The sequence below is a fragment of the Acidovorax sp. A1169 genome, assembly GCF_030704685.1.
In the GTDB taxonomy this organism is placed as follows: Bacteria; Pseudomonadota; Gammaproteobacteria; order Burkholderiales; family Burkholderiaceae_C; genus Acidovorax.
Window position 1 is genome coordinate 157,611 of sequence record NZ_JAUZDX010000007.1, and the last position, 11,964, is coordinate 169,574.

At 67.9% G+C, this 11,964-nt stretch carries 14 protein-coding genes; 1 reads left to right on the top strand and 13 read right to left on the bottom strand.

All coding sequences use genetic code 11. The features are described from left to right. Window positions 1–77 precede the first annotated feature (77 nt). On the top strand, window positions 78–1,502 hold the full coding sequence (locus QYL93_RS14010; RefSeq protein ID WP_305744198.1) for a hypothetical protein: 1,425 nt from the start codon (window positions 78–80) through the stop codon (window positions 1,500–1,502). A gap of 7 nt (window positions 1,503–1,509) precedes the next feature. Here the strand turns inward: QYL93_RS14010 and QYL93_RS14015 are convergent, their stop codons facing one another. The 13 genes from QYL93_RS14015 to rsmG form a co-directional block, all read right to left on the bottom strand. Then, entirely contained in the window at window positions 1,510–2,457 is a 948-nt protein-coding gene (locus QYL93_RS14015; protein WP_305744199.1) for an alpha/beta hydrolase, read from the bottom strand. Between the two features lie 34 nt (window positions 2,458–2,491). Further along, on the bottom strand, window positions 2,492–3,418 hold the full coding sequence (locus QYL93_RS14020) for a hypothetical protein (protein WP_305744200.1): 927 nt from the start codon (window positions 3,416–3,418) through the stop codon (window positions 2,492–2,494). A gap of 28 nt (window positions 3,419–3,446) precedes the next feature. Further along, on the bottom strand, window positions 3,447–4,064 hold the full coding sequence (gene lpoB / locus QYL93_RS14025) for a penicillin-binding protein activator LpoB (RefSeq protein ID WP_305744201.1): 618 nt from the start codon (window positions 4,062–4,064) through the stop codon (window positions 3,447–3,449). 29 nt (window positions 4,065–4,093) lie between these two features. Next, window positions 4,094–4,492: a YcfL family protein gene (locus tag QYL93_RS14030; RefSeq protein WP_057200387.1), complete on the bottom strand. Its 399-nt coding sequence runs from the start codon at window positions 4,490–4,492 to the stop codon at window positions 4,094–4,096. 31 nt (window positions 4,493–4,523) lie between these two features. Continuing rightward, window positions 4,524–6,074, bottom strand: coding sequence for a COG3014 family protein (locus QYL93_RS14035; RefSeq protein WP_305744202.1), 1,551 nt, complete (start codon window positions 6,072–6,074; stop codon window positions 4,524–4,526). Window positions 6,075–6,395: 321 nt separating this feature from the next. Next, entirely contained in the window at window positions 6,396–7,148 is a 753-nt protein-coding gene (locus tag QYL93_RS14040) for a class I SAM-dependent methyltransferase (protein WP_305744203.1), read from the bottom strand. Between the two features lie 388 nt (window positions 7,149–7,536). Beyond that, window positions 7,537–8,454 (bottom strand): ParB/RepB/Spo0J family partition protein, encoded by a 918-nt coding sequence (locus QYL93_RS14045; RefSeq protein ID WP_305744204.1) that lies wholly within the window; start codon window positions 8,452–8,454, stop codon window positions 7,537–7,539. Window positions 8,455–8,468: 14 nt separating this feature from the next. Further along, a complete protein-coding gene (locus tag QYL93_RS14050) occupies window positions 8,469–8,741 on the bottom strand; it encodes a hypothetical protein (protein WP_305744205.1) in 273 nt (90 codons plus the stop codon). Then, window positions 8,741–9,037, bottom strand: a complete 297-nt coding sequence (locus QYL93_RS14055) for a cupin domain-containing protein (protein WP_305744206.1) — start codon at window positions 9,035–9,037, stop codon at window positions 8,741–8,743. The genes QYL93_RS14050 and QYL93_RS14055 overlap by 1 nt, the downstream gene beginning before the upstream one ends. 6 nt (window positions 9,038–9,043) lie before the next feature. After that, window positions 9,044–9,610, bottom strand: a complete 567-nt coding sequence (locus QYL93_RS14060) for an alpha/beta hydrolase (protein ID WP_305744207.1) — start codon at window positions 9,608–9,610, stop codon at window positions 9,044–9,046. Between the two features lie 34 nt (window positions 9,611–9,644). Further along, a complete protein-coding gene (locus QYL93_RS14065) occupies window positions 9,645–10,445 on the bottom strand; it encodes a ParA family protein (protein ID WP_057200392.1) in 801 nt (266 codons plus the stop codon). A 16-nt stretch (window positions 10,446–10,461) separates the two neighbouring features. Further along, the gene (locus QYL93_RS14070) at window positions 10,462–11,076 is read right to left on the bottom strand and encodes a LysE family transporter (RefSeq protein ID WP_305744208.1); all 615 of its coding nucleotides are present in this window, start codon (window positions 11,074–11,076) and stop codon (window positions 10,462–10,464) included. A gap of 121 nt (window positions 11,077–11,197) precedes the next feature. Then, the gene (rsmG, locus tag QYL93_RS14075) at window positions 11,198–11,875 is read right to left on the bottom strand and encodes a 16S rRNA (guanine(527)-N(7))-methyltransferase RsmG (RefSeq protein ID WP_305744209.1); all 678 of its coding nucleotides are present in this window, start codon (window positions 11,873–11,875) and stop codon (window positions 11,198–11,200) included. Between the last annotated feature and the right edge of the window lie 89 nt (window positions 11,876–11,964).

An 11,964-nucleotide genomic window follows, 5' to 3' on the forward strand; every position in this document is an offset into this window, starting at 1 on the left:
CAGCGGTTACAACTGAGGGCGAGCGGCAGGAAACCAGGCGTGGCAGCATCCATGCGAGATCCCAGGAGACACGCACCATGCCCCGCCCCACCCTCGCCCTGCTGGCCTCGCTGGCACTGCTCGCCAGCGCCGCCGTGGCCGCGCCCACCGTGGGGCCCTGCCCCGTGCTGCCGGCCGACCATGTGTTCAACACGCGCATCGACCAGTTGCCGGTGCACCCGCAGTCGGCGGCCTTTTTGCAGACCATCAGCGCCGGCAGCCGGCGCCTGCACCTGGACCTGGGCCGGAGCGAGGACATGGCCAGCAGCGAGTACTGGGGCATTCCGTACAACGTGGTGCGCGGCAGCCAGATCACCTGGCCCGCGGTCTACTTCGATGCCGACGGAGCCCCCGATGAGAGCGACTGCGCGCGCGCCGATGGCAGCCTGGCGCGGCCCTGCACGGGCCTGACCAGCCCCGCGCGCCTGCCCTTCCCGCTGCAGCCCAAGGTGGAAGGCGGCATCAGCAGCAACAAGGCGGTCTACAACGACCACCACATCCTCAGCGTGGACACCGACACCTGCACGCTGTGGGAGAGCTACCTGAGCTATGCCCGGCCCGATGGCGGCTGGGACATCTACAGCAGCGCGGCCTTCGACCTGCGCTCGAACGCGCTGCGGCCTGCGGGCTGGACCTCGTCGGACGCGGCGGGCTTTCCGATCTTCCCGCTGCTGCTGCGCGCCGAGGAGGCCAGCACCGGCGAGATCCAGCACGCGCTGCGCTTCACCATCCAGAGCAGCAAGATCCGCACAAGCTACACCTGGCCGGCGCGCCACCTCACGCGCAATGGCGATGCCTCGGCCGCCAAGCCGCCCATGGGCCAGCTGTTCCGCCTGCGCGCCGACTACCCGGTGCCCGAGAACTACACGGCGCAGGCCAAGGCCATCCTCAACGCGCTCAAGCGCTATGGCATGTACATCGCCGACGGCGGCTCGGACATGTACATCACGGGCGACCCGAGCCGGCTGTGGCAGGACGCGACCATCTCCCAGGTGCAGACCGTGCCGCACACGGCCTTCGAGGCGGTGGACCTGTCGCCCATCGCCGCGCGCGCGGGCTTCAGCGCCGACAGCGGGCGCGTACCGCCCGCAGCGGGCACCGGGCCCACCACACCAGCCAGCTTTTCAGGCACGACCGAAGGCACGGTGCAGTCGCTTCGGCTGACCGGGCGCGTGCAGCCCGCATCGGGCGACGTGGGCCAGGGCGGCGTGGTCTATGTGGTGGCCGCCGTGCCGGGCGTGGGCCTGGCGGTGCTGTCGCCGCAGGGCTGGACGCTCTTCAACGGTGCCTCGACGCCGGCACCCGCATGGCAGGGCACGCTGGCCGCTGCCCAGACCGTGCCCATCCTGGAGCTGGTCAACGTGAGCGGCCTGCGCGGCACGCAGTTCTTCCTGGGCTACGGCACCAACCTCGCCGACATGCTGAGCAACGGCAAGTTCCAGCTGATCTACACAGTTCCCTGAGATTCCGTCAGCGCGACAGGGGGGCGCACAGGCCCTGTTGCGGGTCGCGCGCCCACTGCTCGAGCCAGGCCCACAGCTGCTGCACGCCGTCGCGGCCCGGGCTCTGCAGCCCATGGTCGGCACCCGGAATTTCCCGCACACACCAGGGCGCCGTACGGCCCACAGCCAGCCGAGCACCTTGCTCGAAAGCGGCCGGCGGCACCAGCGCATCGGCACCGCCCCATACCTGCAGCACGGGCCAGGGGCCCTCGTGCAGGGGCCGGGCCAGCGGCCAGTGCCACAGGTCGCGCCAGTAACCCAGGCTGCGGCCCTGCGCAATCGTGCTGCCGGGCAGGCCGCCGGCCTGCAGGCGGCCCAAGGCCTCCCAGTCAGCCGAGACACCCAGACGCTGCGCCTGCAGGGCGCCCGCGTCGCGCGGGTCGAGCCCGCTCGCGGACAGCAGAACCAGGCCCGCCAACCCGGGCACCTCGGGTGCGAGCGCGGGCAGCAGCTCGGCGCCTTCGGAGATGCCGACCAACACCTGGGGCAGCACGGGCAGGCCCTGCGCCTGGCGCTGCCGCGCATCGGCGCGCAGCGCGGCGCTGGCATGGTCGCGCCAGGCCGAGAGGCGGTCGGCCTGCACGAAATCAGCAGCGCAGGCCCCCGCCGCCGTGCGCGCACCGGGCGCCACGCCGGGCTTGTGCAGCACCAGTACCTCGGCATGCAGCAGGCCGGCAAAGTAGCGGTCGGCCAGCGGCCCCATGCCGGCGCAGCCCGAGCCCGGCACCACGATCACACGGTAGCGCAGCGGCGCGGTGCGCGCGGGCCGATGCAGGGCCTGCACGCGGGCTTCTCCCGCCCCGGGCAACGGGTAGGGGGCGAAAGCAGTGGAATCCGCTGCCTGCGGCCCCGGCTGCGCGGCGCAGCCGGCCACGAAAAAGGCCAGCGCGAGGCTGGCCTTCAGGGTAGGACGCATGCCGCCCGTCATGGCTGCAAGGGACCTGCCGAGCTCACTTGAGGATCAGCACCTGGTCGGGCTGCTGGGGCACGGGCATGGGCTGGCCGCCGCCCTGGTAGACCACGGGCGGTGGTGGTGGGCGCACGCCGCGCGCCAGGTGGGCATCGGTGTAGCCCAGCTGGCCGGCCAGCTGTTCGTACACGCTCTGCGCCAGGCTGCGCGAGGTCTCGCTGATCACCTTGGCCCGGTTGGGCGGGGCGATGTCGCCGCGGTTGGACAGGATCTTGGTGTCGTTGCCCTCGCCCTGTGCGGAGAAGGCGGCCTTGATCTCGTAGGTGCGGGTGTTGATCAGCGAGAAGTCGGCCAGGAGCTGCAGGCCATACTGGCGCGTGGCGCTGCTCGTGCCCTGCAGGGGCGAGAGCGCGTCGGTGAAGTTGATGCTGGAGACCACGCCAAAGAGCACGTAGTCGGCACCGGCGAACTCGCCCTTCTTGATGCGGGCGACCACGTTGGCCACCTGGTTCTGCGCCTGGGGCGCGGCCATCTTGCCGGTCTGCACCTGGTTGAGCACCTGCTCGGCCTTGCTGTTCTGCGGCTTGCCGGCATCAAAGCCCTTGCCCTGCACCAGGCGGAAGTAGGTGCCCTGCAGCAGCGCGCCCTTGATGTCGTTGGTGTAGCCGCCGAGCTCGCGCTGCTCGATGTAGCTGTAGCGGCCGGCCACGAAGGTGCCGCTGGCCTGCTCGGAGGCCTGCATGGAGTGGCTGCCCGAGCCGCCGTACATGCCGTGGCTGGCGCTGCCGCCGGCGCTCATCTGGGCGCTGCGCTGGTAGGCGCCGGCCACGAAGTATTCCGAGACCTGCTGGGCATAGGCCAGGTCGGTCACGGCGATCTTGGGCGCCGCGTTCTGGGCATGGGCGCTGGCGCCAAAGGTCAGGGCGAGCACGGACAGTGCGGCCGCGAGGGTGGTTCTGCGTTGCATGGTGAAGTCCTTTCAGTGCCGTGGTCGATCAGCGCTTGCTGGTCTTGCGGATCTCTTTTTCGTCCTGCCATTCCACGGTGCCTTCCTGCACGTCGAACAGCTTGAGCGTGAACTTGTAGTACACGTCCTTGGTGGAGTTGCTCTGCTTGACGATACTGGTCAGCTCGCCTTCCATGCTGTACTTGGCGGCCGTCATCTGGCCGACCTTGGCGGTGGTGCCCTGCTTGTACAGGCCGCTCTGGTTCTGGCGCTGCAGCTCGTCCACGCCCTGCTGCATCTCGTTGATGGAGCGCACGAAGCGCACCTTGCCGGACTTGACCAGCGCGGTCTGGATCGAGTTCATGACGTTGGTGGTGTCGATGTACTCGCTGGTCTTGTTCTTCACGGTGGAGATGGTCACCGTGGGGCGGCCCTGGAAGATGCCCGTTTCGAGCAAGCCGCCGGTCATCTTCTCGGCGATCATCTGCAGGTCGGTGGAGCCAAACTCGTTGGTCACCAGTTCCACGGCCTTGGCGTCGCCGTAGTTGACCTGGCGGTCAAAGCGCACGGTGGGCGAGGACAGGTTCTGGCAGGCCGAGAGGGCCAGGGTGCTGGCCGCGAAGGCCAGGACGAGCGCGGTGCGCTGGATGCTGCTGTTGCGTTGCATGGTGTTTTCTCCGGTCGGCGCTGCGGGGTTCAGCGCGGTTCTACGTTCATTTCCAGGCGCAGGTCAACTGCGGCGCTGGTGGGGGCTACGCTCTTGACGGTCTGCTGGCCCAGGCCGAGCACACTCATCTGCTTCCACGACTCTCCGTCACCCACCTGGTTGCCCACCTGGTCCAGCCACTTGAAGCGGTAGAACACGGTGCGGTCGGTGCGGCCCATGTTGGCCATGTCGGCCTGCACCACCAGGATCTCGTTGGTGCGCACGATGCGCATCTCGCGCACGGCGATGCTGTTGGCTTCGCCGCGCAACGCCACCTTGGAGGCCACGGCGATGGGGGTCGCAGGGTCGTGCAGCTGGGCGTGGGCCGCAGCGCCGGTCAGTGCCATCACGGCGACGCCGATGGCGGTCAGGTGGGTGCGGATAGTCATGGGTAAGGCTCCTTGGAAAACGGTCTTCGGTTCAGTTCTTGGCCGGGGTCACGGGCGCTGCCGCGGGCTTGGCCGCAGGCCGCGTGCGGTTGGTGGTGGTGGTTGTCCGGGTGGTCGTCGTCGTGGAGATCGTCTTGGTGGACGATGCCGGCACTTCGACGGCCGCTGGTGCCACGGCGGCAGTGGAGGCCGTTGCGGCCAGCTGGCCGACCGAGGCCACGTCGCCCATGAGCACGCTGTTCTCGTACAGGCGCAGGGGCACCAGGGCGTACTGGCCGTCGACCTTCACGGGCTGCGGCAGTGCGCGGCCGTTGATGGTGATGGTGTGCTCACCGGGTGGCAGGTAGCCGCGGGCCACGTAGACACGGCCGGGCAGCATGCGCCACATGCGGTCGTCGGCCTGTTCGGTGGCCGAGGCAGCCACGGCACCCACGATGCCGCCCAGCAGGCCGCCCTTCTTTTGCAGCTGGTCCTGCAGCACGCCCTTGGCGACGGCGCGCGTGAAGCCGCGCAGCACCATGCCGGGCATTTCGTCCTTCAGGGCGCGGCGTGCCATCACGTTCACGTCAACCACTTTTTCGAGCTTGAAGTCCGTGCCGGCGGCCGACAGGTTGGTCAGCGGCGCGTCGCGCGAAGGCTCGATCACGGGGTAGGAAACGCTCACCGTGGTCCAGCGGCTGCCCACGGGCACCGGCAGGGTGAAGGCGCGGGGCTTGCGCGCGGGGGCGTCGCCGGCCTCGACCACGAACAGCACGTCGGTCATGCGCTGGCGGCGCTTCCAGGTGAAGCTGGTGCGGCTGTCCAGGCCGCGCAGGCCTTCTTCGAGCACGCCGGTCTCGGGCTTGAGCTCGATGGCCTTGCGGTAGCCTGGCGCGGCCAGGCCCGGCTCATTGAGCATCTCGTAGAGGAAGCCGGCCAGGTAATGGCTCAGGGCGTTCTGGTAGCCGTTCTTCAGGGCCAGCACTTCGGGGTCGTTGAAGGTCTCGACGGGGTAGCCGTTGAGCTCCTTGCCGCCCGAGGTGGCGCCCTTGGACTTGGCTTCCTGCTCGGCCGCAAGGGTTTCCTTGGAGCGGAACTCGGCAATGATGGCTTCGCGCTCATGGGTGCGCTTGATGTCCACGCGGGCGTTCTCCACGTCGCCCACGGCCACGCGGTTGAGCGCCAGGCGCGTGGTCAGCCAGACCTTCTCGTAGTCCTGGCCCTCGTAGGCCTTCAGGCGCTCGCTGATCAGCGCTGCGCCCACGGTGCCCATGAGCTTTTGCGGGTTGCTCTTGGCCGTGTCTTCCCACTCCTTGACCTTCACGTCGGCCAGCAGGAAGGCGTTCGTGCTGTCCGCGTAGCGGCGGTCCATGCGCAGCAGCTCGCCACGCTCCATGTTGAAGAGCAGCGCGGTTTTCTCGTCCTCGGTCTTGGCCGTGGATTCGAGCTGCGCGATGGCGGCGGGAATGCCACCGCTGCGGCCGGCGCCCTGCACGTCGCTGGCGAGCTTGTCATGGCTCTGCATCGTCGCGCAGCCCGTGAGGGCGGCGCTCAGCGCCAGCACCCACAGAAGGCGGGGACGCAATTGGGGTCGAATGGTCATGAATACTCCTTGCAAATGATTCGGGTGTTCACCAGAAAACCCCGGCGACGCGCCCCCGCCACAGCAACGCGGCGGCAGACACCCATGGGGGTGCCGAACGCGGCATGCTGAATGCGATGGAGGTGGTCGACCGGACAAGGAAAGCTGTGCAGAACCTCGCGCCCCCTCCTGGCGCTGGTCCTCGCGGTTGCGGCTGCAAGCCCCTTGTGGCTGTGAATTTCTTGGTTCTTGTGTGCTCTGAAGCCAGGGAGCAATGTAGCAAAAGGATGTATCTTTTCTGTAACCGGCAAGGTCTGAGGAAAACAGTTGTAGCGGTGCATTTCAGCCCCCCTTGTCTGCCAGCAAGGGCAGGCGGTAGATCCACACCACCCGCCCGCCCGGTGCACGCAGCTGGGCACGGGGCAGCAGGCCGGGCACGGCGAACTCCAGGCTCACCAGCCAGGAGCCGGGCGCCAACTCGGCCTGGGCCTTGGCTGCGGCGCGCGCCATGCTCTCGGGGCGCTGGAACAGGTAGACCATCTGGTAGCCGCTCCAGTCGGCCTGCCACATGTCGCCACGGCGCACCTTGGCCCAGGGGCAGCGCAGCGCGCAGGCCAGGCGCAGTGGCCAGCTCCATTCCAGGCCATCCATGCGTGCATCGGGATAGGCGTGACGCAGCGCGATGAGGCCATCGCCCAGGCCGCAGCCGGCATCGAGCACCCGGGCGCCCGGCGCCAGCGAAACCTGTACCGCCAGCGCCTGCAGCGCATGGCGCGGCGTGGGGAAGATGGGCGCATCGCGCCAGGCATTGAGGGGATAGACCGCCAGCAGCAGGGCCAGCGGCACCAGCCAGGCCCAGGCCGGCAGGCTGGCCAGGCCGGTGATCGCCAGCGACAGCGGAAAGCCCAGCGCAATCAGCGCGCGGCGCCACCAGTTGGCACCCAGCAGGCTCGCAGCGGTGCCCAGCAGGCAGGCGGCCACCAGCGCCGCCACGGGCGGCACGGTGCGCTGCAGGCTGAGGTACAGCAGCCATGCTCCCGCCCACGCCAGCATCGCGGGAAGGGGCCAGGGCAGCAGGCGCAGTGGCATATGCATTACAGGCCGAAAAGGCCTTGCAGGGAACGAGCGGTGCCGGAGACGACCAGGCGCACAGTCTGCGCGCAAATTGCGCAAATGGCCACGCCCGGCAGGCACCCTCCTGCAGCCAGGGCGGCGGGGAACGACGGGCGGTGTGCGCGGGACATGGGGCTCTCCAGAATTCCCCCGGTGCACATGCGCCGGGATGGAATGGAGCGCAGTGTAGGCCGGCATGGCGCACCGCAACACGCCTGTGCACGCCCTCGCGGCGCAATTGTGTGCACTTTGTCACGTGGCCCCGTGTCGGGGGGCTCCGTGCGCCCTGAACAGGCACCGCCCAAAGCGGATAACAAAACTCAGCGAAGCGGTTCTGGCCAGACGCAGCAACGACGCCAGAAGAGTTTTGTTAGCCGCGCAGGCGCTCGATCAGGCCGTTGAGTTCTTCGATGGAGCCGAACTGGATCGCCAGCTCACCCATGTCTTCCACGCGCCCAGCGCGCTTCACGCGCTTTTTCACGCGCACCTCGACCTCGGCCATGAGCAGGTCGGACAGCTCTTCTTCCACACGCCGCAGGTCGCGCGATTTTTCCTTCTTGGGCTTTTGCGGCATGAGGCTGAACTCGGCGCCGATCTTCTTGACCAGGGCCTCGGCCTCGCGCACCGAGAGCTTCTTGGCTGCGATCTGGTTGCCGGCCGTGATCTGCGCCGCACGGTCCAGCGACAGCAGCGCGCGCGCATGGCCCATGTCGATGTCGCCGGCCATGAGCATGGTCTGCACCGGCTCGGCCAGGTTCAACAGGCGCAGCAGGTTGCTTGCAGCGCTGCGCGAGCGGCCCACGGCCTGGGCGGCCAGCTCGTGCGTGAGGCCGAACTCCTTGACCAGGCGCTGCAGACCATGGGCCTCTTCGAGCGGGTTCAGGTCTTCGCGCTGGATGTTCTCGATCAGCGCCATCGCAGCCGCAGCCTCGTTGGGCACGTCGCGCACCAGCACCGGCACACGGTCCAGGCCGGCCAGCCGCGCGGCACGGAAGCGCCGCTCGCCGGCAATGATTTCGTACTTGCCGGCGTTCTCGCCATCGGCCAGGCGCCGCACCAGGATGGGCTGCATGATGCCCTGCACCTTGATGCTTTCGGCCAGCTCGTACAGCGCACCCTCGTCCATGCGCGTGCGCGGCTGGTACATGCCGGGCACCATCTCGGCCAGCATCAGCGTGCTGGGCAGGCCGGCATCGGCCGCCTGGGCCTGCTCGGAGGCTTCGCTGACCTTGGGGCCCAGCAGGGCTTCGAGGCCGCGTCCGAGGCCCTTGGGTTTTTTGGTGACCATGGTGAATTGATAGTTTATTTTTTGGGGGAGTCGAGAGGGGCCGAAGCACGCATGTGGCCGGGCAGCCTGCGGCGCCGGGCAAACCGCAGGCCTATACCCAGCACCAGCGCCGCCAATACGGCCGCCAGGAACAGTTTGCCCAGAATCACGGCCAGGGGAATTCCGACCAGGCTTGCTGCACCGGCCAGCAGTTCCAGCATATCGCCCAGCTCGGAACGCACCCGCGTGCCCAGCCGCTGGGTCCAGGACTGGCCGGGTGCTGACGAAGTGTTGGAGAACCAGGACATCACTGGTCAATGATCACCAGCGTGCCATGGCTGCCCGGCGCCACGGCATGAGGCACGCCAGCGGGCACGATGAAGACCTCGCCGGCCTGCACCTCGGTGACCTGGCCTTGCAGATCCAGGCGCATGCAGCCGTCGAGCACCAGCAGGGCCTCGTCGAAGTCATGCGACTCGTCGGGGTAGGCGCCCGAGTCCATGCGCAACACCTTGACGTTGGCGTTGGCGGCCCGACCGATGACGCGGGACGACCAGGCCTTGGGAAACGACCCGGCCGTCTCCAGGAGATTGGTTTTGGACATGGTGGATCAGGACGTGGAGAGCGGCATGGCGGACGACCGCAGCCCGGCCAGCAGGGCCTGGCCCTCGGGCCAGTCCGCAAGACCCGACTCGGCATTGATGTGGCCACACTCGCCGTAGTCGATGAAACGCGCACCCCAGGTCTGGGCCATGCCCTGGGCACGCTCGAAACTGCAATACGGGTCGTTGCGGCTGCCCACCAGCACGGCCGGGAACGGCAGGGGCTGGCGCGCAATGGGCGACCAACCCGGCAGATAGCCTGCGATGTCCTCCCGCTCCACATCGCCCGGCGCCACCAGCAGCGCACCCTTCACGCGGTGCGTGTGGGACGAGTGCGCAGACCACCAGGCGGTGAGGATGCAGCCCAGGCTGTGCGCCACCAGCACCACGGGGCCGGGGGCATCGACGACGGTTTCTTCGAGCCGCGCCGTCCAGTCGCCGCGCAGCGGGCGCATCCAGTCGTGCTGCTCCACGCGCGCAAAGCCATGCTGCGCCTCCCAGCGGCTTTGCCAGTGGGCGGGGCCGGAGCTCTGCCAGCCGGGCAGCACAAGGACGGTATCGGGGGTCGAATTCATACTATGAATTTGATAGCAAACGATAGATGTTCGATCAGACAACGGCGGGCTTCTTGCCCAGCGCCTTCATGCTCTGCACACGCTCGACCATCTCTTGTGCGAACTCGATGAAGGCCTGGCTGCCCTTGGCCAGCGGGTCGAACACCACACCGGGCAGGCCGTAGCTCGGGGCCTCGGCCAAGCGCACGTTGCGCGGGATCACGGTGTTGAACACCTTGTCGCCGAAGTGGTCCTTGAGCTGTTCGCTCACCTGTTGCTGCAGGGTGATGCGCGGATCGAACATCACGCGCAGCAGGCCGATGATCTGCAGGTCGGCATTGAGGTTGGCATGCACCTGCTTGATGGTGTTGACCAGGTCGGTCAAGCCTTCGAGCGCGAAGTACTCGCACTGCATGGGCACGACCACGCCATGGGCCGAGCACAGGCCGTTCAAGGTGAGCATGGACAGCGAGGGTGGGCAGTCGATGAGCACGAAGTCGTAGTCCGCATCCACTTCGGCCAGCGCGGCCTTGAGGCGTTTTTCGCGATGCTCCAGTGCCACCAGCTCGACCTCGGCACCGGCCAGTTCGCGGTTGGCGCCCAGCACGTGGTAGCCGCATTTCTCGGAGAGCACCGCCGCCTCTCGCACCGAGGCGGATTCGAGCAGCACGTCGTACACCGTGAGGTCGAGCTTGCGCTTGTCCAGGTTCGAACCCATGGTGGCATTGCCCTGCGGGTCCAGGTCCACCATCAGCACGCGCTGGCCGATCTTCGCCAGGCCGGCCGCCAGGTTGACGGTGGTGGTGGTCTTGCCGACGCCACCCTTCTGGTTCGCAATGCAAAAAATCTGGGCCATGGGGTGGATGCCTTGTTTACTTCGAAATGGCCAGCTTGATGCCGAAGCCGATCAGGAACACGCCGGCGACTTTTTCGAGCACGCGGCCGATGGTGGGGTTGGCGCGCATGCGCTCTGCCAGATGGTGGGTGAGCAGCACGGCAATGAGGCCGTAGACAAAGGTCAGGGCCGCCACGGTGGCCGCCATCACGCCGAAGGTGAGCAGGCCCTGGTGGTGGGCCGGGTCGACGAACAGTGGGAAGAACGCCATGTAGAACACGATGGCCTTGGGGTTGAGCAAGGTGATCAGCGCAGCCTGCTTGAAGTAGTGGCGCGGCTCGATGTTCAGGATGGGCTGGGCACCGGGCTTGGCCGTGAGCATCTTGAAACCCAGCCAGGCCAGGTAGGCGGCGCCGAGCCACTGCACGGCATGGAAGGCGGTGGGGTAGGTGGACAGCAGGGCAGCCACGCCGGCCACCGCCATCCACATCAGCACCTGGTCGCCAGCGATCACGCCCATGGTGGCGGCCAGGCCGCCGCGGATACCGCCCTTGCTGGTGGAGGTGATCAAGGCCAGATTGCCCGGGCCGGGGATCGCCAGGAACAGCACGATGGCGGCCACGAAGGCGCCGTAATCCGCAATGCCAAACATGAGAACCCCCAGGGAAAGACGAGCCGCGAGCGGGCGAATACTGCGGCTGCAACAAACGACCAGCGAGCGGCGAGTTTACGCGACCCGTGCGCGCAGCCCCGCCCTTTTTACCAACAGCGGGTCACGCCGGGCGCATCCAGACGATGCAACGCTCGGCCTCCAGGCCCGGCACGGCGAGTGGTTCCACGTGAAACACCTGCACGCTGGCGGGCAAGGCGGCGATCTCCTCTGCGGGGTGCTTGCCCTTCATGGCCAGCCAGACGCTGTGCGCGCCCAGTGCCTGGCGCGACCAGGTGGTGAAATCCACCAGCGAGGCGAAGGCCCGGCTGGTCACCACGTCGAAGGGGCCGTCCAGGCTCTCGACCCGGGCATGCACACCACGCAGGTTGGGCAGCTTGAGCGATACCGCCACCTGCTGGATGAAGGCGGCCTTCTTGGCCACCGTGTCCACGCAGCTCACATCCACTTCAGGGCAGCAGACGGCGATCACCACGCCCGGCAGGCCGGCACCGGCACCCACGTCGAGCAGGCGGGCACCCTGCCCTGGCGGCAAGGCCGCCTGCGCGAGGGCGCGGCGCAGCGGTGGCACCGCCGCCAGGCTGTCCAGCAGGTGGTGGGTCAGCATCTCCTTGGGGTCGCGCACAGCCGTGAGGTTGTAGACCTTGGTCCATTTCTGGATCAGGTCCAGGTAACTCAGCAGGGCATCGGCCTGCGCATCGGTGAGCTGTACGCCCAGTTGCTCGGCGGCCGACAGCAGCGTGGGGCGGAAGGCCGCCGTGGTGGCGGAAGGGGTGTTCATGACCATCTCTCGGTATCCGTTGTTCGTAGGCAGTGCCCTGGGCAGTGGCGCTTTCACACGGTGGTTTCACGTGGAACCACCGCGCCACG